This window comes from Candidatus Neomarinimicrobiota bacterium (assembly GCA_030743815.1).
Taxonomy (GTDB): Bacteria; Fidelibacterota; Marinisomatia; order Marinisomatales; family S15-B10; genus UBA2146.
In genome coordinates this window covers 1-24,397 of the sequence record JASLRT010000092.1, presented here as the reverse complement: position 1 = coordinate 24,397, position 24,397 = coordinate 1, and the positions used below count along the sequence as shown (strand labels likewise).

24 protein-coding genes are annotated in these 24,397 nt (G+C 50.3%); 16 read left to right on the top strand and 8 right to left on the bottom strand.

Annotated elements, in window-relative coordinates; all coding sequences use genetic code 11:
* A partial coding sequence (locus QF669_07910; GenBank protein ID MDP6457357.1) for a hypothetical protein occupies window positions 1-449 on the top strand: 449 nt, incomplete at its 5' end.
* A gap of 76 nt (window positions 450-525) precedes the next feature.
* On the opposite strand, the gene dusB is transcribed toward QF669_07910, so the two are convergent.
* On the bottom strand, window positions 526-1,524 hold the full coding sequence (gene dusB / locus QF669_07905) for a tRNA dihydrouridine synthase DusB (protein ID MDP6457356.1): 999 nt from the start codon (window positions 1,522-1,524) through the stop codon (window positions 526-528).
* A gap of 132 nt (window positions 1,525-1,656) precedes the next feature.
* Between dusB and QF669_07900 the strand changes: the two genes are divergently transcribed.
* Both QF669_07900 and QF669_07895 read left to right on the top strand, forming a co-directional pair.
* Window positions 1,657-2,961 (top strand): aminotransferase class III-fold pyridoxal phosphate-dependent enzyme, encoded by a 1,305-nt coding sequence (locus QF669_07900; GenBank protein ID MDP6457355.1) that lies wholly within the window; start codon window positions 1,657-1,659, stop codon window positions 2,959-2,961.
* Window positions 2,962-3,013: 52 nt separating this feature from the next.
* On the top strand, window positions 3,014-3,934 hold the full coding sequence (locus QF669_07895) for a DUF6206 family protein (GenBank protein ID MDP6457354.1): 921 nt from the start codon (window positions 3,014-3,016) through the stop codon (window positions 3,932-3,934).
* 24 nt (window positions 3,935-3,958) lie between these two features.
* Here QF669_07895 and QF669_07890 read toward each other — a convergent pair whose 3' ends face one another.
* The 5 genes from QF669_07890 to QF669_07870 all read right to left on the bottom strand — a co-directional run bounded on the left by QF669_07890 (window position 3,959) and on the right by QF669_07870 (window position 8,552).
* Entirely contained in the window at window positions 3,959-4,873 is a 915-nt protein-coding gene (locus QF669_07890) for a homocysteine S-methyltransferase family protein (GenBank protein MDP6457353.1), read from the bottom strand.
* 6 nt (window positions 4,874-4,879) lie between these two features.
* Entirely contained in the window at window positions 4,880-5,509 is a 630-nt protein-coding gene (locus QF669_07885) for a corrinoid protein (GenBank protein MDP6457352.1), read from the bottom strand.
* A gap of 20 nt (window positions 5,510-5,529) precedes the next feature.
* Window positions 5,530-6,249 (bottom strand): vitamin B12 dependent-methionine synthase activation domain-containing protein, encoded by a 720-nt coding sequence (locus tag QF669_07880; GenBank protein ID MDP6457351.1) that lies wholly within the window; start codon window positions 6,247-6,249, stop codon window positions 5,530-5,532.
* Window positions 6,246-7,742, bottom strand: a complete 1,497-nt coding sequence (locus QF669_07875) for a trimethylamine methyltransferase family protein (GenBank protein MDP6457350.1) — start codon at window positions 7,740-7,742, stop codon at window positions 6,246-6,248. The genes QF669_07880 and QF669_07875 overlap by 4 nt, the downstream gene beginning before the upstream one ends.
* A 231-nt stretch (window positions 7,743-7,973) precedes the next feature.
* Window positions 7,974-8,552 (bottom strand): hypothetical protein, encoded by a 579-nt coding sequence (locus QF669_07870; protein MDP6457349.1) that lies wholly within the window; start codon window positions 8,550-8,552, stop codon window positions 7,974-7,976.
* Between the two features lie 221 nt (window positions 8,553-8,773).
* On the opposite strand from QF669_07870, the gene QF669_07865 reads away from it, so the two are divergent.
* From QF669_07865 to lpxK, 5 genes are read left to right on the top strand one after another with little or no spacing between them, the layout of a single operon-like run.
* Window positions 8,774-9,757, top strand: coding sequence for a Gfo/Idh/MocA family oxidoreductase (locus tag QF669_07865; protein MDP6457348.1), 984 nt, complete (start codon window positions 8,774-8,776; stop codon window positions 9,755-9,757).
* Between the two features lie 30 nt (window positions 9,758-9,787).
* A complete protein-coding gene (locus QF669_07860; GenBank protein MDP6457347.1) occupies window positions 9,788-10,366 on the top strand; it encodes an isoprenylcysteine carboxylmethyltransferase family protein in 579 nt (192 codons plus the stop codon).
* A 25-nt stretch (window positions 10,367-10,391) separates the two neighbouring features.
* On the top strand, window positions 10,392-11,510 hold the full coding sequence (lpxB, locus tag QF669_07855) for a lipid-A-disaccharide synthase (GenBank protein ID MDP6457346.1): 1,119 nt from the start codon (window positions 10,392-10,394) through the stop codon (window positions 11,508-11,510).
* A 12-nt stretch (window positions 11,511-11,522) separates the two neighbouring features.
* Window positions 11,523-12,173 carry a DUF374 domain-containing protein gene (locus QF669_07850; GenBank protein MDP6457345.1) on the top strand — a complete coding sequence of 217 codons (651 nt, stop codon included), beginning with the start codon at window positions 11,523-11,525 and terminating at the stop codon, window positions 12,171-12,173.
* A complete protein-coding gene (gene lpxK, locus QF669_07845) occupies window positions 12,148-13,206 on the top strand; it encodes a tetraacyldisaccharide 4'-kinase (GenBank protein ID MDP6457344.1) in 1,059 nt (352 codons plus the stop codon). The genes QF669_07850 and lpxK overlap by 26 nt, the downstream gene beginning before the upstream one ends.
* Before the next feature lie 29 nt (window positions 13,207-13,235).
* On the opposite strand, the gene QF669_07840 is transcribed toward lpxK, so the two are convergent.
* Window positions 13,236-16,937: a hypothetical protein gene (locus QF669_07840; GenBank protein MDP6457343.1), complete on the bottom strand. Its 3,702-nt coding sequence runs from the start codon at window positions 16,935-16,937 to the stop codon at window positions 13,236-13,238.
* Window positions 16,938-16,940: 3 nt separating this feature from the next.
* A complete protein-coding gene (locus tag QF669_07835; protein ID MDP6457342.1) occupies window positions 16,941-18,857 on the bottom strand; it encodes a VCBS repeat-containing protein in 1,917 nt (638 codons plus the stop codon).
* A gap of 106 nt (window positions 18,858-18,963) precedes the next feature.
* On the opposite strand from QF669_07835, the gene QF669_07830 reads away from it, so the two are divergent.
* From QF669_07830 to QF669_07795, 8 genes are all read left to right on the top strand, one after another.
* A complete protein-coding gene (locus tag QF669_07830; GenBank protein MDP6457341.1) occupies window positions 18,964-19,110 on the top strand; it encodes a hypothetical protein in 147 nt (48 codons plus the stop codon).
* A gap of 13 nt (window positions 19,111-19,123) precedes the next feature.
* Window positions 19,124-20,053, top strand: coding sequence for a hypothetical protein (locus QF669_07825; protein MDP6457340.1), 930 nt, complete (start codon window positions 19,124-19,126; stop codon window positions 20,051-20,053).
* Between the two features lie 73 nt (window positions 20,054-20,126).
* Window positions 20,127-21,716, top strand: a complete 1,590-nt coding sequence (locus QF669_07820; GenBank protein ID MDP6457339.1) for a S41 family peptidase — start codon at window positions 20,127-20,129, stop codon at window positions 21,714-21,716.
* 103 nt (window positions 21,717-21,819) lie between these two features.
* Window positions 21,820-22,455 (top strand): MotA/TolQ/ExbB proton channel family protein, encoded by a 636-nt coding sequence (locus QF669_07815; protein MDP6457338.1) that lies wholly within the window; start codon window positions 21,820-21,822, stop codon window positions 22,453-22,455.
* Between the two features lie 29 nt (window positions 22,456-22,484).
* A complete protein-coding gene (locus QF669_07810; protein ID MDP6457337.1) occupies window positions 22,485-22,865 on the top strand; it encodes a biopolymer transporter ExbD in 381 nt (126 codons plus the stop codon).
* Complete coding sequence (locus QF669_07805) at window positions 22,862-23,272, top strand: biopolymer transporter ExbD (GenBank protein ID MDP6457336.1); 411 nt, start codon at window positions 22,862-22,864, stop codon at window positions 23,270-23,272. The genes QF669_07810 and QF669_07805 overlap by 4 nt, the downstream gene beginning before the upstream one ends.
* Window position 23,273: 1 nt before the next feature.
* On the top strand, window positions 23,274-23,921 hold the full coding sequence (locus tag QF669_07800) for an energy transducer TonB (protein MDP6457335.1): 648 nt from the start codon (window positions 23,274-23,276) through the stop codon (window positions 23,919-23,921).
* 260 nt (window positions 23,922-24,181) lie between these two features.
* Window positions 24,182-24,397, top strand: a 216-nt coding sequence (locus QF669_07795; protein ID MDP6457334.1) for a hypothetical protein, incomplete at its 3' end; no start/stop codon positions are given.

Genomic DNA, 24,397 nt, shown 5'->3' with positions numbered 1-24,397 from the left:
AGCTTAATAAAATGATGGCCAGGACATCACCATCCAGGGATTTGATCCGATCAGAACCCTACAACCTGGTGTCCTACACTGAAACTGAACCGGCAGAACCCACTAAAATTTTATTCATCAATTTCATGACAATAGAGCAGGGCACCAATAACGCTTATGTAACCATGGAAAATGAAATCTATAAACCGATGCATGAAAAATCGGTTAAGAGCGGCAGCCGCACAGGCTGGAGCCTTTGGTCCAAAATGGACGGTGATATGACCAGCGGCCAATACGTAACCGTTGACAGCTATAGTTCCTGGGATCAAATGGATCAGCAAAGTCCCTTTGCAGATCTCTTTAAAAAGGTGCATCCCAAAAAGAGGTTTAATAAAGTGAGTGAAATGACCAATCAAGCCAGGCTGTTGGAACGGAGAGAAACCTGGGAATTGATTGATTCAGTCTACTAGGCTGGCAACTAAGATCTTTTCATAACAAATTAATGACCCGGCGAATGCCTGGGGATCACCACGAGCTGAGGACTTTCTAACCCACAACTGCCGGCAGAGCTTCAGTCACCACCTCTCTACGGAGCAGATCCAATTCCCGTTTCATCTCGCTCACCCTTTTGACCGTCACAAGTTTCTGGCGAACAGCGGCCGCGCCGGGAAAGCCCCGGATGTACCAGCCGAAATGTTTCCGCATAAGGTTCATCCCCCATTGCTCGCCTCTGTCTTCCAACAGCAGATCGAAGTGGCGCCGAGTCATTTCTACTCTCTCGGCAACAGAAGGCTGATCGGGGAGGGGCTCCTGTCTGATCAAGGCCAGGGCCTGTTTGAAAAACCACGGATTGCCGAGAGCACCCCGCCCCACCATCACCGCGTCACAGCCTGTCTCCTCAAACATTTCCAGCACCCTCTCCGGCGCGGAAACATCGCCGTTCCCTATGACCGGAATGGAGACAGTCTGTTTCAACTCCCGGATGAGTCTCCAGTCCGCCGCTCCCTTGTATGACTGAACGGTGGTGCGAGGGTGGAGGGTGATAGCCTTCACGCCGATTTTCTCGAGACGCTCCCCTGCTTCGGGAACAACAATCATATCTTTGTTCCACCCCGCCCGCATTTTCACTGTAACGGGTACTTCCGGGACAGCCTCCACGACGGCGGCGGTGATCTCATCCATGAGGCAGAGATCTTTCAGGGCGGCCGAGCCGGCGCCCCGCTTGGTCACTTTTGGGACGGGACAGCCGTAATTGATGTCGAGGATATCGGGCCTGAAGTTGTCTACAACGTACTGCGCCGCCTCCGCCATTACTTGCGACGAGCTTCCGAAAATCTGGATGCCGATGGGGCGTTCCTCTTTCTTGAAGCGGATCAGGTCCAGCGTCTTCTGGTTCTCTCGAATGATACCGTCGGCGGAGACGAATTCCGAATAGACCACGCCGGCGCCCATCTCCTTACATAAGATGCGGAAGGCGTAATCGGTGGCTCCGGCCATGGGGGCGAGTATGACGAGGGAATCGATTTTAAGACGGCCAATCTGCATGCTTATCTAATTTAGCCTTGCGACCACAACAAACATGAAATAAACTTGTGAGCGCATGCAAACATATAGACAATTAATCAGCGAGGTGTTTTTAGGGTGAACGCCAATCGACTTTTTCAGGAACTATAGACTGTGTCAGAGACGAAACAAGCATCCCTCAGCTCTTTTCGATCGTATGTCTCCCCAGACAAAGTAAATTTCTTTGAGAGGTATGGCTTTGACTTTGTGATGGGGAAAAGAGAGGGGTGTTACCTCTGGGACATGGACGGAGCGAAGAAACTCTTCAACTGCCACAGTAATGGTGGCGTGTTCAACCTTGGGCACCGCCATCCAGATGTAATCGCTGCGCTTCAGTCTGTTCTGAACAATCTCGATATAGGTAATCACGTCCTTCTCAGTTCTCACCGCGCTGTGCTCGCCAAGGTGCTGGCTGAATCCATGCCTGGCGACATTCAATACACTGTTTTCAGCGTCGGTGGCGGCGAGGCAGTTGATGTGGCCATTAAGCTGGCCCGGGGATACACGGGCAGGACTAAGATCGTCTCAGCGAAGGGAGGATATCACGGCCACACCGGCTATTCGCTCGCCACAGGAGATGACTATTATCTGGCCCCGTTTGGTCCCAGGCCGATTGACTTTATTCAGGCACCTTTCGCCAGCCTGTCCGTGTTGGAAAATATTGTAGATAAAGCTACTGCCGCTGTTATCCTCGAAACAGTACCCGCCACGCTTGGGGTGGTGGTGCCGCCGCGGGAATACTTGGGTGAAGTGAGGCGCATCTGTGATGCGGCAGGTACGCAACTCATCATAGATGAGGTTCAGACGGGCTTGGGGCGAACGGGAAAACTGTGGGGGCTTGAACATTTTAATGTTGAACCGGATATTGTTGTTATCGGGAAGGGTCTTTCGGGAGGTATTTATCCCATCGCCGCCACTTGTTTTCGACCCCACTTACAGTCGGTGTTCAAGGATGACCCGTTCATTCACATCTCTACTTTTGGCGGCGCGGAGCTCGGCTGTGCAGTTGCACTTAAGGTTCTTGAAATCAGCTCACAGCCTGACTTTCTGCGCCACGTGAAAGAGGTTGCCGCTCGCTTCTCGAAACAGATGGATTCACTTTTGGAGCGGCATGCGGGCTTCCTGGTTGAGTTTCGCCAGCTTGGGATGATGATGGGGATTAAGATGAAGAATGATCACTGCGGACCGGTTCTCACAAAGGCGGCCTATGACAATGATCTTCTAATGGTTTACGCCAACAATGATAGGTCAGTATGTCAGCTCTTGCCGCCCCTCATCGTCTCCTTTGAGCAGGTGGATGAAATCATGGAGAAGCTTGAAGCAGCAGTGAAGAAGGCAAAGACTATGGTGCCGATTGTTCGGATAAAGGAAGGATTGGCGGGCATAGGAAAAAAGATCAAACAGGCGTGGGGATCATAAGGCGGGATAATCCCCCACACCTTGGACGAACTTTTTCAAGATTGCACAGGCTATGATTGATCCCAGGGTGTTAGAGGAATTCGAGCTGGGGCTGGACTCCACTCGTTTGGAAATATCGAGTGTGTCGGCAACCGTCCTCGGTTACGGTGAGATCAGCACCGTCTTTAAGCTCAGCGGCAACAGCGAAGTCGCCTGCAAGCGGATGCCGCTCTTTCCGGACAGCCGGGCGGCTGAGAATTATCAAAGAAACTACGAGGACTACTGCCGCCATCTTGAAGGTGCTGGTGTGGAGCTTCCGCAATCAAGCACCCAAACCGTTGAAATTCAAGGCCGCCCCGTAGTCCTCTATATTCTACAGAAGAGTTTGCCGCCGGAACGCTTTTGTCATAAGCTGATTCACACTCTTGACCAAGAAGAGATCAGCGGGATGATTCGCAAAGTTGTTTCGGGAGTAGCAAAAGTGTGGGCGTTCAATCGTCAGAAAGGACCGTTGCTTGAGATTGCCCTCGATGGTCAGCTATCCAATTGGGTTCTCGATGGTGATATTGAGAGCGGTAGACTGTGGTATGTGGACACCAGTACACCCCTGTATCGGATCAACGGCGAGGAGCAACTCGATCCAGAACTGTTTTTAGAAAGTGCGCCGTCATTTCTGAGGTGGATCATCCGGTGGCTGTTTCTTGAGGATGTGATGAACAGGTACTATGATCAGCGCCAGGTGATGATAGACCTGGCGGCGAACCTCTACAAAGAACAACGGCCGGACCTTGTTCCCACAGCTGTGAGCATCATTAATGACAGCTGTTCTGGACTGTCAGAACCGCTGACCGAAGAGGATGTGGAAAAATACTACAAGGAAGACAAGCTCATCTGGATCCTCTTCCTCGCCTTTCGCAGGATCGACCGGTGGATTACAACCAAGATTCTGCGCAAGCGATATGAATTCGTTCTGCCGGGGAGAATCAAAAGGTAAGGGGTTCCCACCAGCAGGGAAAGCTTAGTCAAGAACGGGCTTTACTGCTTTTACGTGCATGCTTGCGGCTGAGCGGATGGCGCTGATATGCTCTGGTGTTGTACCGCAGCATCCGCCGACAATTGAAACACCGGCTTGAATGAGCTCTTCAGTTTTTTCACCGAATAGGGCGGGCACCTCGTCATAAGCCAACTCCCTCCCCTCCATCCGTGGAATCCCGGCATTGGACTGAATAATCAACGGTAGAGCCGAAGTCTGTTTCAATTGACGGGCGATCTCGATCATATTATCAATTCCATTGCCGCAGTTTGATCCGATGATATCCGCCCCGGCTACCTGAAGGCCTTCAGCCGCTTCGGTAATGCTCACACCCATGATGGTGAAGAATCCCCGCGGCGTCTCATCAAATGTCATGGTGGCCATGACCGGTGTTTGAGGCGACGCGGTCTTGGCAGCCTCAATGGCTAATGTCGCTTCCTTGAGATCGGTCATTGTTTCCACGCAGATCACGTCAGCGCCGGCGGCGATGAGAGCACTGTTCTGACGGAAAAATCCTCGGCTGAGATCATCGGGGTCGGCGTCACCGTAAGGCTTCAGCATCTTTCCGGAAGGGCCGCAAGAGCCGGAGACATAAGCTGTGTCACCCACAGTCTTCCTGACACTGATAACAGCTGCCTCGTTAATGGCTTCGGTTTGGTCTTCCAAACCGTAATCTCCCAGCTTAACAGACGAACCGCCGAAAGTATTTGTCTGAATAATGTCTGCACCGGCATCCAGATAATTGCGGGCGATGTCTTGCAGGATTTCGGGGTTGGACAGGTTAAAGGCTTCCGGGCAAGCGCCGGGCTCAAGACCCCTCTGGAAGAGGAGGGTACCCATGGCGCCGTCAGCAACAAGGACATCACCGCCGTTGATACGGTCCAGCAGAGGAGGCTTCATCGGTGCTTATTCCAGAAGATTCTTAACGCATTCCACGGCTTTAGCGGCGTCGTAAGCGTAAGCGTTGGCTCCGATCTCATCGGCATAATCCTGCGACAAGGGTGCTCCGCCAATGATCGTCTTTATATCTGTGAGGCCGTTTTCCTTCAGGAGGGCTGTAACTTTCCCCATAACGGTCATGGTGGTGGTAAGCAGAGCAGACATGCCAATAATGCTGGCACCCTCTTTTTGGGCGGTCTCGACGAATGTTTCCGGTGGAACATCGCTCCCGAGATCAATCACATCGTACCCGGCCCCTTTGAGCATGATTGCCACGAGGTTCTTGCCGATATCATGAAGATCTCCCTGTATAGTTCCGATGACCACTTTTCCCAGTGCGGGAACTTTGCTCTTGATCAGCAACGGCTTCAGCTGGTCCATACCGGCGTACATGGCCCTGGCGGCTAGCAGCACATGAGGGAGAAAAATCTCATGCTTCCGAAACTTTTCCCCTACCACATTCATCCCGGCGATAAGTCCGTCATCTAGAATCTCTTTGGCAGGAATCTGAAGTTCAACAGCTTCTCTAGTAAGATCAAGAACCTTCTGATCCCCTCCTTTCTGTAAGTGCGTTGATATCAGTTCCAGTACGTCCATAGAGCTCTCTCGTCGTAGGGTCAGTTCATGGTGCGCCGGATTTCTTTCATCCGGTCAACACAGGAGTAAGTTGTACATTGCTTGCAAAACGGGAATTTGGGCCTAAACAGATGAAGCTCCTTTTTCCCAGCAATTAGGACTCCCGACACAGATTTCAGTGGTTTCATCAGGCAACTGCTGTTCAGGGAGATTCCGATCCGTCCGGGGTTCAGGTGTTGAAAAAGTCTCTTTTGCCCGCGGATGTGCCAGCCGCAATATCCGGGACTGTAGCTGAGTACATAAGTCTGGTTGCCCAGCCGGCCTGTTGAAGCGAGATGATTCTGGAAGTGCTTCTCGAACTGCCCCACGGCATTATCTGCTGCTAGGGATGCCGCTGTATCCAGCATGGAACCGAGTGCGAAATCGTTCTGGTCGAAACAGTCGTTAATCTTTGCGCTAACATCAGCTCCCATGGTCAGGGCGAACAGCGCCAGATGGTTGCTCTTCGGAAGGATCTGTTTCAGTGGTGTGTCCGGCGCATTATCCCCCTCGCCGTTGTAGATGGGGCCAAACTGTTTCAAATCCAGTTCCGATATTACTCCCGCAGGCGCGGCGCTGTCGACAAAGATGGCTGCGGCCTGCTCGGTGAGATTCATGATTTTATCCGCCAAAGTTTCCACGTCGGTTATCCCCTGGTCCTTCAGCATATCCAACTGTGTAGGAATCACAGCTTGGGTTTCAAGCGTTAAAACCTGATTCATGCGGACCTTTCCGGGAGAGAGTCCTGACCGTAACGGCGGGCCTCCACCTCCATCAAGTTTATCAGTTCCTGCCGGGTGTCTTGTGGTAATGGAGATGGCTGATAACTGCTTAATAACGAATTTATTTGACCGTGAGCCCGTTCACCTAGGGTTGTTTCTCCCTCCTCGATCCAGCGGGGGCGGTTGGCCCGGTTAATGACCTCCCCCGGGAAATAGTGTTCTTCTTGCATGTGCCGCAATGTATGATCAGAGATTAGCAGGTGTTTTTCTTGCAGCAGTTCCTCAAACAGGGCTTGGGCAGGGAAATCTTCGCGAGGAGTTATCCCTTTAATCAACCGCAGAGTCATACCGCATATTTCGTTGTCCAGCACCAGTTTTTCAAGGCTCTGGCAGCTTTCAAAGTCAAGCATTCCTGGGCCCGAAATATTATTAATACCTGCAAGCGCTGCAAGGGTTGTTCCTATCCCACTTTCGAGACCGGCCTGGGCATCTAGGTTCTTGGCGTCACTCAGCCCGATGTACGCTTGGGTTGGCATTCCGAAGTGATGGCCGATTTCGTTATAGGCGCAGTCAATCATCATGGTCTCGATAGCACCCATAGGCGTGGTTTCATATCTCATATCAAACGCTGCTGGTGACCCCCCATAGAGCATGGGCGCTCCAGGGTTGGTGAGCTGGCAGATAACAATTCCGCTTAGCGTTTCAGCTGTATGCTGGATAAGGGTTCCGGTGAGAGTTACGGGGGCAACGAATCCCGTCAGTGGCATGGAGATGAATTCAACCGGGATAGAAAAGCGGGCGCAGTCTACGAGGTTTTGCGATGTGACATCGCTCCATTTGAGTGGTGCCGTCGGGCAGCAGGAAAAAACAGTGAGCGGCTTGTCTTTCAACGCCCCGTTGGATCCACGGACGGCCAACTGAAAGTCCTTCATAACATCAAAAGACTCGATGGTAAAAGCACCGGTGATCACTGGCTTTTCACCATACAGCAAACTCAGAAAAAGACGGTAGCTGTCAGAGATTTTTTCGTGCACATCAGCGGGGATTAAGGCCGTGCTCTGGGAGCCGATGTGCTGTAACTGACTGACAACCTTCACGTACCGGATGTAATCGTTCGTTGCCGGTTTGCGGAATTTTCCGGTATCATAGTCGAGGATGTTAATTGCCGCTGAGCCGGGAGTAAAGTGAACATTATGTCCGGAAAAATTATTTGTCTCCTCTCCACTCACGTCGTAGAGCTTGAAGGATGTAGGGGCGCTGTTTAGAGCCCGTTCGATCATCCCTTCTGTGAGCGTTGCATGTAGAGAATTCATATCAATGCTGGCGCCGTGATCGGCCAGCAGAGCGAGGATGCCTTTGTTGTGTATCTCGACGCCCACAGCACAGAGGAGCTGTTTTGCCTCCGAAACGATCAGGTGGATAAGGTCCTCGTCGAGGAAATTAACGGTCGGCCTCATGGCTACGCACCATCTTGCTTGAGACTGTTTGTGTATAAGTACATTTAAGAAGAGCCTTTCGACAAAAATTGATACTCTAAAGTAAAGCTAACAGGCAGTTAGATCAAAACTTAAAACAGAGAGCAAGTTGTTTTAGCTGGAGAACAAGGAGGCCCTCCTTCAACCCGTCAGGACTGGTTCGACCTGACGGGTTTGCGCTGAAAACAGAAAAGGGCGCCAACCGTGACGCCCCTTCTTCAAGTTTTGCTCCCTGTCTGCAGTAAGTGACTATTCTTCCTCATCTTCCTCTTCAGATTCGTAGTAGTCGCCGTACGCTTCATAGTAGGCTTCGGCCATCTCCGGATCGTAAAGATATTGATAGTCTTCCCAATTCTGGTAGGCAGGCTCTTCAGCAGTCTCCAGTACGGGAGCCTCCACGGGGGAAGTTGCTTCTGGGGCGGTTGCTCTCGGCGCAGCAGCTTGAGGGATAAGGGGTTCAGTAACAACAGGTTTCCTCTGGAAGTAGAAGAAGATCAGGCCTGGCATTACACCGAAGAAGAGAATCAACAGGGAAAGGATGGCCCCGTCTGATTTGACGCTGTATCCCCCCCAGATATCCTGTTCAATTCCAAAGGCCATAAAGATGGCTGTCGCCAGCAAGATGCCGAAAATGATCAGGATCGCACCTGTAGGCCGGTGAATCTCTACGCTTGCAACATTCAGGTAGATCATCCAAAACAACAGTCCACCGACAATGGTGAGAACGGCACCGTGGTAATTGGTTGCAGCAAAGGCAATTGAGAATCCGATGACGGACGCCAAAAGTAACAGATAGCCGAAAACGGCCTTTATTTCCTGGTTTATCATTTACCCCTTCCTCGGTTAACCATCAAATGGTTGAGCTAGCAAGACCTTGGACGCCCGCTTAAATACGCCCAAGTCAGGAGAATATCCCCATTCTCCCCATGAAATGCAAGCCCAAAGTTCAACTGTCCAGGAAAAGCCGCAGACTGACATACCTGTTCCATAAATGGAATGAAGGCGATATATTCGCCTCTGTGAGAGCGAACCAGCCAAGGAAAGGGGAGATGAAAACGGTAAGCGTCGGCGTAGTGGGAGTGGGTCATTTAGGAAGCAGGCACCTTAAGCACCTGCTAGACCTTCCAGCGGTGGATTGTGCCGGATTCTATGACATTGACCCCGAGCGCTCCCATCAGATAGAAGAACTGTTCGGAGCCAAAGCCCACACCTCGCTGGCAGCACTCATAGACGTCTGTGACGCACTGTCTATTGTAGTTCCGACCACAGACCACTTTGCGGTGGCAAAGGAGTGCATGGAGTCCGGTAAGAGCGTGTTTATCGAAAAACCGATGTGCAAGACGCTGGCGGAAGCCAATAAACTGATCAAGCTCGGCGAAGAGAAAAACGCTGTGATTCAGGTGGGACATGTTGAGAGGCTAAATCCGGCAATTCTCGCAATTGAGGAGCTGGCGCTGAAGCCGAAGTATATTGAGACGCATCGTCTGGCACCGTATAATGTACGCGGCACGGAAGTCCCAGTTGTCTTAGATCTCATGATTCACGATCTGGATGTAATCCTCTCTCTTGTAGATTCTCCCGTTGAGTCTATAGGCGCCTCGGGCGTCTCCATCATGACAAGTTCGGTGGATATTGCTAACGCCCGGCTACGCTTTGAGAACGGATGTGTGGCCAATATTACTTCCAGCAGAATCGCTAAGGATTTCGTGCGCAAGCTGCGGCTGTTCCAGCAGGACATGTATGTCACCATCGATTTTTTTCTTGGGCTGACAGAAGTGTACCGCGTGCTGGAGGCCGGGGTGAGGGATCCTAATGCAGTATTCACAGCACCTTTGAAAGGCAAGAACAGAGAGCGTCAGATTGTTTATGAGAAACCGCAAGTTGAAAAGATTGACGCCCTGAAGTTGGAGCTGGAAAATTTCGTAGTGTCTCTTGCCAGGGAACAATCCCCCATTGTCTCTGGGGAAGAGGCCCGGGAAGCGCTGAGGATTGCTCTGGAGATCCAGGAAAAGATAGAACAGGATATTCATTAGACTCGCCTAAGCCGATCCCACACTTTTCCCATGGACCTGCGCCAATTCCTGTTCCGTAACCGCAGTTATACACCAATTCCACTGGCTCTGGCGATTCTCTTCTTTGCCCGGCACGATGAACGCTTGTTTCTAACTGGCCTTGCAGTGATTGTCCTTGGAGAGATGATACGGATGAGCGGTGTCCGTTATGCTGGCGGCGCCACGCGAACCAGAAAGGTAGGGGCCAAAGTACTATGCACAGCGGGACCCTTTGCGCATCAGCGCAATCCATTGTACCTCGGAAACATCATCATCTACGCTGGAGTCGCTGTTGCCAGCGGAGCTGAGAATATGGGATTACTGCTTCTTGTCACTGTGGTATTCTTCTCATTGCAGTATGGTTTTATCATTAATATTGAGGAAGAGACACTTCGCGGTCTGTTCGGAAGACAATATGAAGACTACGCCAAAGCGGTACCGAGGCTGTTCCCAAGAGTAACGCCGTGGGCCGGCCGAACAAAGACAACGCCTCTGACATGGAAACAGACAGTCAGAACCGAACGGCGGACGTTGCAGACGCTCGCTGTCTTTTTGGTCTTTCTTGTGGCGCGAATCTATCTCATGAATTAGTGGGCTGGGAAAAATAGTTTCAGTCATGAGCAAAGAAATAGTTATCGTAGCCGGTGAAACATCTGGGGACGAACACGCCTCCGGACTGGTACGGGAAATAAATCGTCTTGACCCCGAGCTGTCATTTTTTGGTATTGGCGGTAACGGGCTGGTCAGGGAAGGTGTAGCGCTACTTGAACATATCGATACCATGGCCGTCATGGGCTTTACAGAGGTTATAAGCCGCTACGGCCATCTTCGCCGGGTTTATAACAGATTGTTGGAGGAAGTTGAGGCCAGAAAACCCGCCCGGGCAATACTTGTAGACTATCCCGGTTTCAATTTGAGACTGGCAAAGTCACTTTGCATATTGGGAGTACCGATTACATACTTCATTTCGCCCCAGCTGTGGGCCTGGCGCGAGAAGCGGGTGGAAATCATTCGGCGGTGTGTGGATCAGATGATATGTATTTTCCCCTTTGAAGAAGCGTGGTACAAGGAGCGAGGCGTGAACGCCATTTTCATCGGGCATCCGCTCATGGACAGCAAGCCCCCAAGATGTTCGAGAGAGGAGTTTGCGACACGGCACGGTATTGACGAGGATGAAGCCATTATCTGCCTCATGCCGGGAAGCAGACAGCAGGAAGTAGATCGCCATATGCCGGCGATGGTTCAGGCTGTTGCACAGATACGTGAACAACGTCCTGAAGTGAAAGCTGTTATTGCTAAAAGTGAGATTGTGTCAATAGAGACCCCGCCGCTGGATGGTATCGTGGTCGAGGATGAAGAGCCTATTCTTTCGCTGGTTTACGCCGATCTTGCCCTTATCGCGTCAGGGACCGCCACAGTTGAAGCAGCGCTGTACGGCATCCCGTCGGTAGTAATCTACAGGCTATCGCCGCTAAGTTGGGCGATCAGCCGCAAAGTCGCCAACACATCTTATGTGGCTATGCCGAATCTCATTGCGGGAAGAGAAGTCTTCCCCGAACTGCTTCAGGGCGACGCAACGGCAGAAAGAATATCACATCATCTAACTAAACTCTTAGATTCAGCAGAAAAACAAGAGACGATAAAAGAAGAGCTAAGAGAGGTTCGGCGAGAGATGGGCCGCCCGGGCGCACTGGGCAGAGGAGCCAGTGTCATCGTAGACCAGATGTGGGACTGAAACTTAGAAGCGATGAAAAAGAGACTGAATTTTATTGCCGGGGTAGTTTTTGGCAAACATTTCTTGAATCTCGTTTTCGGACTGAGCAAGAGAGTCAGCGTTAATTGTGATGTGCTTGACGTTCTCTTAAGGAAAGAAAAGGCAGTGATAGTCTGTTGTTGGCACGGGCGGTTGCTATTTCCTTTCTATGATCTAAAGAAGAGGAACCCGGTGGGATTGGCCGGTCTGCATGAAGATGCGGAGATCATCACCCGGATAGGAGAAAAGATGGGTTGGAAAATGATCAGAGGATCGAGTTCAGAGAGAGGGAGTTCGGCCTTTAGAAAGATGGTGAAAATGATAAGGCGTGAAAAGCCGCTGATGTTTATAACACCTGATGGTCCTAAGGGACCGACCAGAAGAGCGAAGGACGGTGCTATAAGAATAGCCATGGCAACTGGTGCCGTTCTGTTGCCGGCTTCCGGCCAGTGTAGCCGAAAATGGGAAGCTGTTAACTGGGAGACATTTGTTGTGCCGAAGCCATTTGGGAAGGTGTGTAATGTTTATGGAAGTCCTATCGTTGTGAATAGAGATGGCGATATAACTGTCTACCGCGAAATGTTGGAGCAAGAACTTGATCGAGTGGAGCGTCAGGCCGATGAAGCAGTTGAGCGGAAGAAGTAGATATCTTCTTTTTCCGTTGGCACTGTTCTACTGGGGAGTCCAGTTCTGGCGTAACATCTTCTATGCCGTCGGATTCTTCCTGACGAACCGACTTCCCATCCCGGTAATCAGCGTAGGGAATCTCTCCGTTGGGGGCACGGGGAAAACACCGATGGTAATATATCTGGCGCTGAAACTAGAAGCCATGGGGAAGAAGGTGACAATCATTAGCCGCGGCTATAAGAGAAAGACTACAGGAACGCTTGTTGTGTCAGATGGAGATCAGATGTTGACTACATGGGAAGAAGCCGGGGATGAGCCGTACCTCATGGCAAAGCGCGTTACGAGCGTTCCTGTGGTAGTGGATGAGGTACGCTACCGCGGCGGCCTACACGCCGTGCAGCGATTCAATCCTAGTGTGATCCTCTTGGATGACGCCTTCCAGCACCGGCAGCTTGAGCGGGATCTTGACATTGTGCTGTTAAACAGCCAAGACACACCGGCGGATTACAAGCTGCTCCCCTACGGCAAACTGAGAGAGCCGTGGTTTCACCTGCGCCGGGCTAATATTGTCTTCTGGACCAAGGTGAATCTGTCGTCTGAATCATCCCGCCGCTCGCCCCATCCTGAAGTCAGAAGCAAGGTGTCGCAGGCGAAGGTACCCGTGTTCAGAAGTAAAATGGCGGCTGCCTTCTTGCGTGATTCAGCCGGAAACAGTGTGCCCTTAACGCAGATCAAAGGAAGAAAGGCGTATCTCTTCTGCGGCATAGGCGACCCGGAATCTTTTCGCTCACTGCTACAAAAGGCCGGCGCTGACATTGTCGGCTTCAGGGTATTTGAGGACCACCATCATTACATAAAAGTGGAACTGGGGGGGATCGTTGAAGACGCTGCGGCCCTCGGAGCTGAGATGATCATTACCACTGAAAAGGACAGTTTTAAGACAGAACACTTCTTGACGGAAGAGGATAGTGTCTATTCGCTCCGGATCAATTTTGTTCCGTCAACGGAGGGGGAGAGGGCGCTGGTGGAGATGTTAGGGCGGCTCTGGTAAACCTACTGACCTGACAGGTTCGGAAAACACTACTGAGCCTGCAAGGCACCCATGGTAAACATGGCTCCCACAAACGCTAAGAGGAGCGGCCAGCTCGTGGAGACAAACTGCTGCGATGATGGATCCTCAAAGACGTGGATCTGGAATTCGTGGCTGGTGGTGGTACCCCGCTCATCGATTGCCGCCAGAACGATATCGTTCACCCCCCGCTGGGCCATGCGCGGCTTCCAGCGCAGCATCCCAGTCTCCGGGTCGAAGCGGGCGTACTTGGGAATTTTCACCGGCCTCAGCTTTACCATGTCGCCGTTCAGGTCTTCCACTACCATGCGGTAGCGATATTCAAAATTGGTGAGAGCCACCGGCTTAGGCTGCGAGAGAACATGGGGAGAAATGTTGACAAACAGTTTCGTCTCCTGACGGTCAACAGTATAACCGTCTGACACCTCAACTGCAAACAGGCGACTGTTGATTTGCGAAGGGGTCGGTATCCACGTGATGCGGCCGTCGCGACCGAGCTGCATTCCCTTGGGTGCTTTCGCCAGTTGGTAGGAAAGCTCCCTGTCGGAGTTCTTGTCTTCCACCACCACCTTGTATTTGTAAAGCTCATCCACCCGGGCGGTCTTCGGTGCTGTAGAAATGATGGTGGGAGGATGGTTGATGTAAAGATCAAAACTCTGTTCATCCTTGGTATAGCCGTCAGAGACCATATAAGTGACCACATGAGAATCGTACTGTTTCAATGTTGGCGTCCAGGATATAATACCGGTGTGTTCGTCCACAAACATACCGTCAGGGAAATCGAGTAATGTGTAGCGAATGAAGGGGATCCTCTCCACCAGCACCTTGGGAGGCTTTCCTTTGCTGCCCTCAAAGAAGTGCCACAGCGCATCCTTGATCTTCACTGTCCGGCCTCCGACTTTCTTGATAACGATCACCAGCCGTTCATCTTCGTAGAAGACATCCTGGATGTAGCGTTTAAGGTTGATTCTGGCCACCGTTTCTTCTTCTGCTTCCTCTGCGCCGTCGCCCGTCTCTTCGTCCACATCGATGAGGATCGATTTCTTCATCTTGAATTCACCGACGTAACGATCGATGTTTTCGCGAAAGACATCATCTCCGATCTCTATGGCATAGACGCGCGCTTTTTCTACGTCATAGACAGGCGTAACGTGAGAGTAGGTCATGAGCGAGCCGTCGTTGAGATCTTTGGTGGCAATCTGATATGTGTAAGCTTCACCTACGGAACCGAGTGTTACAGGCTCTGAAATGATATTGATATCGGCGTTGACAAAGAAATCGAACGACTTGACAATCAGTTCACGCCCGTCGGATATTTCAATCTCTGCCGTAGAGAAGTCAAGGTTCTCCTCTGTGGGAACCCACAGGATTCTGCCGGTAGAAGGATCAACTCTCATCCCTTCAGGCAGAGAGAGCGGTTCGTAGCGCAAGACGTCGAATTCATTAGGATCATCCACTCCTAACTGAAAATTGAAGGTGTCACCCAGGGCAATCTTTGTCATGGGATCGGGGATTGAAGAGATCACAGGCGGATGGTTAACGAAAATGGCAACCGCCTGCGTGTCAGCCGCAATGCCGTGGTTGGCGGAGATGACAAATCGCTGCGTATCAATCTGTGTGCTCTGGGGTGTCCACGAGATGAGCCCTGTATTGTCCACCATCATACCGTAGGGCGAGCGTTGTAGCGCAAATAGAAGTTCTTCTTTCTTGTCCTCCGGCATGCGCACCTCAAGCTGATAGCGGTACTCTTCCGCCACCGTTGCCTCCACAATAGGTGCGGAGGTGATGACAACCTGCCCGCGGGAGTAGAGCTTGAAGTTCTGCACGTCGCGGTCAAAGCCGTCCGAGACAACGACCCGGACATCATAGATGTTAATGTGAGAGAGGTCCGTCTGCCATGTGACAAGGCCGTCCTGACTGACAAACATCCCCTCAGGATTCTTTTCCAGAGTATATCTCAAATGAGTGTCTTCATTGTGGTCAACGGCAATCACCTGATAAGAGAAAAGGTTGCCGGCAACGAATTCCGTCCCCTCGGGAAAGGAGGTAATCTGAGGCGGATCGTTTACATAGATCCAGAAGCGCGATTCGATAGTAGCAAGCTCGGGGACAACCTGGTAGGTAACTACGCCGTTCTCATCAGTGGTGATAATATCTATGGTTTCCCCTATCTTCATCTTTAGGAGGAAGGAGAGCTCATAGGCTCCCAGCTGGGATTCGTCGGGCACCCATTCGATGGAGCGTGTTTCGTAGTGGAAGTACATGCCTCTTGGCGGAGGCGTGGTCCAGCGGAAGCTGAAGAATTCACGATCAGGGTCTTCCGGAATGGTGTAGGCAAATGTCTGATTCACCGGCAGTACATAGGTGGGCAATACGCCCAGCGGCAGTGGTCGTCCTTCGGCGGGCGGAATTATTGGGGGCTCTTCGATGGGCGTCTCCACCTGAGCTTGCGGAATGTAGGTGTCGATGAGGATTTCTTCCGGATATTCGGGAACAGAGCCGAGTTCGAAGTAGAAGATTTCACTCACTTCACCGGTCCAGCCGCCCGCAATGACAGTGCCGAGATAGATATCGTCCACAATCTCGGGGATGACCGAAAATATCTGTGCTCCACCCTCCTCATCCGTTGCCGCGATGGAGAAGAATTCCTGCAGGGGAGGCCCTTCCCCGGTACCACCGTAGGCCAAGGTTACGACTCCCTGTTGACCGCTGACCAAAAGCAGGTCTGGCAAGTTATCGTGATTGAAATCGGCCCGCTTCAGATCTGATAACGGACCAGCGTCGATCCCCAGTTCGCTTACCTCAATCTTCTGCTGTATGATGGAGAGCGACACCACATGGCCGGAGTGGAAGGGGACCAGTAGATCGTCGAAGCTGTCGTTATTCCAATCGAGTTTAAGTAGGGCTCGTGCAATAGGATCGGACATGCCCGGCACCCGATGAAGCAGACTTGGGCCGGGTGCCAACTGTCCGCCACGGTTGACGAAAGACTGAATCCGCAAAATGTTACGTTCAGGGCTGAAGGCAAAGAGATCCGACTGGCCGTCTCGGTCGTAGTCAAGGCCGGCCACGTGGAGGGCTCCTGAGCTGGTGGAAAAATCTGGAAGAGCAAACGACGAAAGCTCCTGAAACTGACGATCGCCTTCAGTCTCTCCCAGGCGCAAAACCGTGACGGTCGCTTCAGGCCCCCACAGTCCGAGGGCGAGTTCTTCCTTCCCATCACCCTCCGTGTCGATTACATCAATGTTGTTAATGTTAAAAAGGTTTTGGGCGTCAGCCAGCGAGAGCGTTAGTGAAGGTTGTTCTGAGAATTCACCTTCGACCCTGTCGAAAAGGTAAAGTGTCGCCAGCAGGATTTCAGGGTCCTGTTCACTACGAACATTGGCGGCGACAACTATTGCCGGAATTCCACTGCCGTCAAGATCTGCCAATACACCGTTTACGATGGAACCGTCAATGTCCTGCGGTGCGTCCAGACTCCACAGAAGTTGAGGAAAGCCGAGTTCATCAATCTCATAATAGCCGACACGGACGACGAGTCCTCCGGCTCCCTGCCCGCCCTCAACAGTAAGGAACTCCACCAGATCATCATTGTCGAGGTCGTAGACCCCATTCATGTGATCAATTTTAAGATTTTGAGCCGAAGTGAACGCTATAAAAAAGAGCAAAAAGAGAAATCTGATCTGTCGAGACAGGTGTCTGTATACGGACATTAATTATCTCGGATTCAAAACGATAAAGAAAAGTTCCACACTATCACCCTTACTCTGAGTAACAACCTGAACCCCTGTTCCTCTCTGTTCTTCAATGTTAGGACGTTGTCCCTGCACAGCATATTCGACCTGGTACGCGATACGGTGGAGACCAATATCACCTATGCCAGGCGTCCAGACCACAGCACGGTTTTTGTCATCAAATGTAGCCCCTGGAGGAAGCTCCTCTGGCTTGAAAGCTTGCATGGTTCTGCCGCCCGTTTCGAGAGAGTGAGTAAATAGTTGACCGACAAACAACGTATCTGATATTGTAACGCCGGGAGGTACATCGATCACTGTTGTCTCAGCCACATCTGATGGGGCAACAGAAGTCAGCTCCAGTTTCTTCACGCGACCGCGGGAGCGAATACCTGCTGTCTCCTCGTTCACATCTTCTGGAACAGTTTCCACCGCTTCTGTTTCAGCCGCAACGACCTCTTCGCCACTGACCTCCGTCTTATCCACAGATGTTAGCGCCACTTTTTTAACTCTTGCCGGCCCTGTTGCTGTTTCGTTAATGATCTCCTCCTCAACGAGCGGAGACTCTCTATCCGGTTCAGCGGATGCAGATTCTGATGAAGCACCGCCTTCTTCCGTGGTCGATCCCGGGACTGTTTTCATAGCCGTTAGTTGTACCTGTTGCATACGCTGACCCGGAGAAACGAACTCATCTGAGGGTGCTTCATCAGCTGCTTCCTGTTGATTTCCCGCCTGAGTGTCTGCCGCATCAACAGAAGTCAGTTGAACCTTCTGCACTTTTTCCCCCGGTGAGGTAGGGGAAACTTCCTCCGGTGTTGTACCGGAAGAAGTATCTTTTGCCTCGAGTCTCAGTTCTTTAATCTTCATTCCGTGGACACCCCGCTCGGCCCTCTCAAGCAAGATATCGTTGATAGCTTCAGGAGAAAGCTCTGATTCGTCAAACCTGAAGAGGGCAGCTGTCTCCGGTTCTATGGTGCTAATGGCCAGCTCCCCTTCACGCACGGCTAATGTTAGAGTCTCTCCCGAGCGTAAAGGAAGAAGAACTTCTTCACTGCTGTCCTGATCAATATCTAGGGCCGTAATACCGCCGCCAAACAGGCCGGGTTGGCTAACAGTCGTCGCTCCAAGGTCTTCCTCAAATGACGGCCCTTCTGCCAGATCACCGCCCTCATTCTCAAAGATTTGAACCTTCATTGAAGAAGACTCTTGGCTGATAGCCATAAGATCGGAGAATCCGTCACCGTTGTGATCTACTGTTGAGACATAAATCTGACCGAATCCTGATGAAAGGGTCCCTGAAGTAAGCAGTTTGGGGGCTGCGAATTTGCTTGTTCCCCCGACACTGTCCAGCGATAGAAGGATGATTCTCCGTTCTGGGCTGTTTAACGCCACCGCAACCTCATCTCTGCCGTCATTATTAAGATCGATAACGGAGATATTCGAAGGACGATGAATGTCCATATTTTCGCTACCGCTCCAAGCGACCTTTGGGTTTGGAGAAAAGTCGACACTGCTCCATCTGAAAATGTGAAGCCATGCGCTCCCCCCCTTTTTTGCCCCGAGCACTCCTGCTCTGGTGGTAACGATAATTTCAGGATTTCCGTCTCCGTCCAAGTCAGAGACATCAGCATCCATGATGCGAGAGACTGAAGTGAAGCGCCAAAGCTCAATATGTGACCCCATCTCATCGATTTCGTAGTAAGCAGCTGAAGATGCGAAGCGGTCTGAAGAATCCCCCCTTTCAAGGCTGAGGAATTCACTGAACCCGTCGCCGTCGAAGTCGTAGGTAGCGCTTAGCGTTATGACAACCCCGGCGTCGCTTGCCGGGAGAAAGGATATGACGCATAGAAGCGACGCAACAGCACGGACAGTTGACATGAGATTGCTGATTCTGTCAGTCATCAATTGCTCAAAACGAACAGAGGAGAGACTCAACTCAACCCCTTTGTTGAACAAAACTTATGATAGTGGAGTCCCTTACCTCTCTCCCGAACTCAGATGAATATATTTGGAGGTCTTTGGAAAACCAAGAAAAATAGTTGTTGATGAACTAAAGGAAAGAGCTGTCCGGGCAGTAAAAACTGTTACGGTTTTGATAAGGGATAATTCTTGGCAGTGTGAAGAGGCAGGAATTAAATTGGCGGTTGCCAATTAATCCGGAGGTAGGGATGGCTATAGTTGCGATAAGGAAGGTTGTTCTATATTTGTTTGTTCTGGTTGTGCCAGTCGTTCTGACGGCTCAGGAAGACATCTATCCGCCTGAATCATTCTACGGCGGTGGGGTCGGCTTCAGTCAGATGTTTCTGTTCCAGAATATAGGTCAATTGGAAAGCTTTGAAATGTTGGATTCTGTTGATGATACAACTGGTTTTGGGTTTGACTTGACAAAATTTGCCAACCCTTTCATGATTAATGGTGGGGAAGGCTTTTCAAATATAACTGAACGGATTCGCATCGGTGGATATGCCGGTGTTGGTACGTCCTCTATTGCTGAAAAACCTGACATCACCTTGTTTCTTGATTCAGACGGAAATGGCACATATGATACCGGTGAAAAGAAAGAGATTTTTCAGAAACCACCCGACCTCCAAGCAAAGATTTCCTTGTGGTTTAGTGGTGCAACCATTGAATACCTGTTCCCGCTTTTTCGAGGTTTAGAGATATCCATAGGATCGCTTTTTGGCGTAGGTCGCCTGAATCTTAACGTTTCCCAATCAGCCGGCAGCCCTTCGTGGAAGAATCAGTTCAGCCCCGTTTTTCAAATAGGGCAGAATGGATATACACTTATTGAAGATGCCAATAGTGATGGTGTTATAGACACTTTGGATCTCGACTATGTGCAGAAGAACCAGTTTCCGAACCTTGCCATCAACAGCACCATGACATCACTGTCGGGCACATTCCTTAATGTTCAACCGTACATTGCTGTGAAGCTGCAACTACTTGACCGTATGGGGTTGCGAATGACCGCCGGCTTTAATGCTGGGACAATAAATGAAGGTGGATGGCGGACTGAAGACAGGAAGCCGATCTTGGACTCTCCAGAAACCGCGCTTAATTCCATGGCTGTCCGGGCAATGATTTACTTAGGTTTATAGCAGTACCCATCTCATTTGGTCACTAAGTGTAGACCTTCTGGCTGAAAACAGAAATCGGTGAACTGATCCAAAGATGCTGAAAAGAAAGAAAAGAACGGCTCTTGTTGTTCTCACCAGCGCAATTATTGTTGTTGCTGTGGCCCCTGTCGTTCCGGCTATTTACTCCCGGGCGGTTAATATTTATGACAAGATCCAGGTGCTCAACCAAATCATAACTATTGTTAATGACAATTATGTTGAGCCTGTTGATTGGGACGGAGCTCTCGATGGCGCCTTCCACGGGATGTTGGACAGACTGGATCCCCACTCAGCATATATTCCACGGGAGCGGCTGGAGAATATCACGGAACAGTTCCATGGTCAGTTCGAAGGGATAGGCATTGAGTTCGACATATTGAACGGATACATTACAGTTATAGCACCTGTAGCAGGATCCCCATCGGACAGAGTGGGTCTTCAGCCAGGCGATCAGATTGTAAGAATAAATGGTAATGATGCGTTTGAGATTACGCGTGAAGAGGTGTTTGATAAATTGCGAGGACCGAAAGGTTCAGCCGTAACCGTAACTATCAGCCGTGCGGGCTTGGATGAAACATTTGATGTAGAGATCATTCGCGATAAGATTCCCATCCACAGTGTTATCGCTACTTTTATGCTGGATGAGGAGACAGGCTATATAAGGCTCAGCAGGTTTGCGACCAACACTTCTGACGAGGTTCACGGGGCGATCAGGACTCTCATTGCTCAGGGAATGACACAGCTGATTTTCGATCTAAGAACTAACAGTGGCGGCTATCTTGAACAGGCGGTCGCTGTGGCCGACTACTTCATTGCCGACCGTGATACTCTTGTTTATACGGCTGGCCGTCAGCGGGATGCCACCGAGGTGTATTTCGCCAATCCCGACATCGGTTATGGAGACTTCTCTCTTATTGTGCTCATTAATCGATGGTCAGCCAGTGCCAGCGAGATTGTGGCCGGAGCAGTTCAGGATCTTGACAGAGGACTAATTGTAGGTGAGACGAGTTTTGGTAAAGGGCTGGTTCAGAGGCAGTGGCCACTGAAGGACGGATCAGCCCTGCGTGTAACAATTGCGCGCTACTACACGCCAACGGGAAGACTTATCCAGAAACCGTATGATAACGGAACACATGAATACTACCGTGAGCTTGCGCGAGAGGGTAGAGAAAAGTCGCTTGATTCCCTTAGGGTAGACAAGCCCAGCTATAGGACGAAGGCCGGCCGAACAGTCTTTGGGGGAGGGGGCATTACTCCGGACGTTTATGTTCCGTTTGCAAGTTTGACGGGGACCACGTCAAAGATCGTGGGTCATCCCGAGCGCTTTACTTTCAACTGGGGGACTGACTATGCGGCCCAAAGTAAAGATGATTGGTCATCTGTTCAAGAGTTCGCCGGGTCGTTCAAAGTTACGGATCGGGTGATGGCTGATTTCAAATCGTTTATCTCGAGTGAAGATGTGGAATTTGATGAAGCGGAGCTGGAGAAAGACACTGAATATCTTAAGACAGTTATGAAAGCTGAGATTGCTGGCGCGCTCTGGGGCAAGCAGGCTTACTATCACCTGCTGGTTATGGGTGATGTTCAGGTAATAGAGGCCAGATCGCATTTTGATGAGGCAAAAGCCTTTTTAGCTAGACAATAATTGGCTATCTTATTGGGCTTATGCTAACAGTGTAGCGCCATGTTGACTTTCCTTAGTGGAATCGTTATTTTAACGGGCATTAAATAAGAAGGAGACACGTAAGATGGTACAGTATTTTTTGGATGGTGGTCCTTTCATGTGGCCGATTCTCGCCCTCTTGATATTTGGTCTGGGATTTGGATTAGAAAGACTTTACACACTGTTCCGCGCGTCGGTGGATACGCGAAAATTCATGGCAAAGGTACAAAGCGCTCTTCACGATGAAGGATATGATGCGGCAGTTGGAGTCTGTAGCAACACAAGAGGTCCTGTGGCTGAGGTCTTTCACGCCGGGTTGACACGGGTTCATAGAGGAATTGAGGTGGTGGAGAAAGGGATCGAGAATGCCGGCACCATCGAAATGGCGTTTCTGGAGAAAAACATGGTATGGCTGAGTACGGTTGTTACGCTGGCCCCCATGCTTGGCTTTACAGGAACGGTAGCTGGAATGATTCGGGCCTTCGATGATATTAAAGCAGCAAACGACATTTCACCTTCCGTTGTGGCAGGGGGTATTTCTATTGCCCTTCTGACGACGCTCTTTGGACTGATTGTGGCAATTATTATTCAGACATTTCAGAATTTTCTTATATCCAGGATTGATAAGCTGATCATCGATATGCAGGAAAACTCGGTACTTCTCATTGATGAGCTGGTGGAAATGGAACAGTCTGGAAAGCTGAAGAGCGGCAAGAAGTAAAAAGACAGACCTAGTTTATGAAGAAAAGAGTGAAAGCAGGTGAAATCCCAACAGCCTCCATGGCTGATATCGCATTCTTGCTCTTAATCTTTTTTCTGGTTACTACCACTATCGATATGGATAAAGGTCTGGGGCTTGTTCTGCCCCCTAAGGGCGATGAAATAGAGATTCCCAAGAAAAACATTTCAAACCTCTTGATCAATGCCCAAGGCAATGTTCTTTTGGATAAGCAGCCAGTTCAGGTTCGGGATATCAAAAGGGTTGTTCAGGAGAAAATCACGGCCAACGATAAACTCATTATCTCGGTGAAAGCTCACCCCCGGGCGAAATATCAGGTATATGTAGATGTTCTTGATCAGCTCAAGCAGGCCAACGCCACGCGCATATCCATAGCGGATCCAGACCGATGAAGTTCCAGGCCAAAACAAAGGTTTCCGGAGAAATCCCGACAGCCTCCATGCCCGACATCATCTTTATGCTGCTGATTTTCTTTATGGTGACTACAGTCCTGAGGGAGTACGAAGGATTAAACGTATTCTTGCCACAAGCGAGGAAGATAGAACGACTAGAAACTAAACGTCATGTGTCTTATGTTTTTGTATCAAAGGACGGTTTAATTTCCATCGATGACAAAATTATCCCGCTGGATAATGTGAAGCACGTAATGTATGAAAAACGCGTGGCCAACCCTCAAATTACAGTTTCTCTTAAGTCAGACAAGAACGCACTCATGGAATTGATCAGTAGTATGCACAATGAACTTCGAGAAGCGGACGCGTTGAAAGTCAACTACTCAGCGCGGTCCGCCCCTGGATAGGATGATTATCAGGAAAAATCCCAGCGTATCCCTCAAACTGCGATACCCAATCACAGTCCGTGCTACACTTCTTGTGAGTGTTGTGCTGCTTATAACGCTTTTGGTGGCTTTTCCTAAGTTTGAGGCGAAAAGTACGCTTGAGAAGGAAGTACATGTGGATATTGAGCAGTTTGATATTCCTCAAACGCAACAGTTTGAACTACCCCCACCGCCTTCCCGTCCGGCAGTGCCTGTTGAGTCAGAGAACGAGGATCTGGCGGATGACGTTACCATCGAAGAGACGGAACTGGACGATTTTGTTGAGTGGGAGTCACCTCCGCCACCGCCCGAAGAAGGGCCACGGGTACGTTTCATTCCTTATGATGATCCACCAGTACCAGTTGGCGGATACGGAGCTATTCAGCGCAACATTATCTATCCTGAAATAGCTCAGGAGGCGGGGATCGAGGGGACAGTAGTAATACAAGCCTTTGTGAGCAAAAAAGGAAAAGTGACTGACACACTTGTACTGAAAGGTATCCCCAATACTGGTCTGGATGAAGCGGCAATGGAGGCCATCAAAAAGACGGGGTTCAAGCCTGCAAAGCAACGCGATCGAGCTGTTGGTGTCTGGATTTCAATTCCAGTCAACTTTCGTTTGAAAGGATAGCTCCACGTTTCGAAAGGGGGAGAGGAGTTAAATGCTCTGATTATACCCTTGTTTCCACCTTGGGAACCTCTAGCCAGCTCGTCCCGAGCTTAGGGGGAAATCAAACTACCCACCAGAATTGTGATAATCTACCGTTCCCCCTTGTAATTCAATTATCAGAAAATACCTGAACATCATGCTTAAATAAGATTTATACAGGAAATGGATTGGGTTTTAGCAATATATATTCCGCCTAAACAGAAAGGTTAATAGTAGTGGGTGTGAACTTAAGTCAACGTTCGGGTAGTGCCTCACAACACGGGCCGGATAGTGATCCCTATGATCGTGCAAAAAAGGCGTTGAAAGATGAATGGATTAGCGGCCTAACAGGAGTTTTTCTTGCTCTATTCATGTGGGGGCATATGCTGTTTGTCAGTTCCATTCTAATTGGAGAACAAACATTTGATTTTGTTGCTGACCTCTTTGAGGATACATGG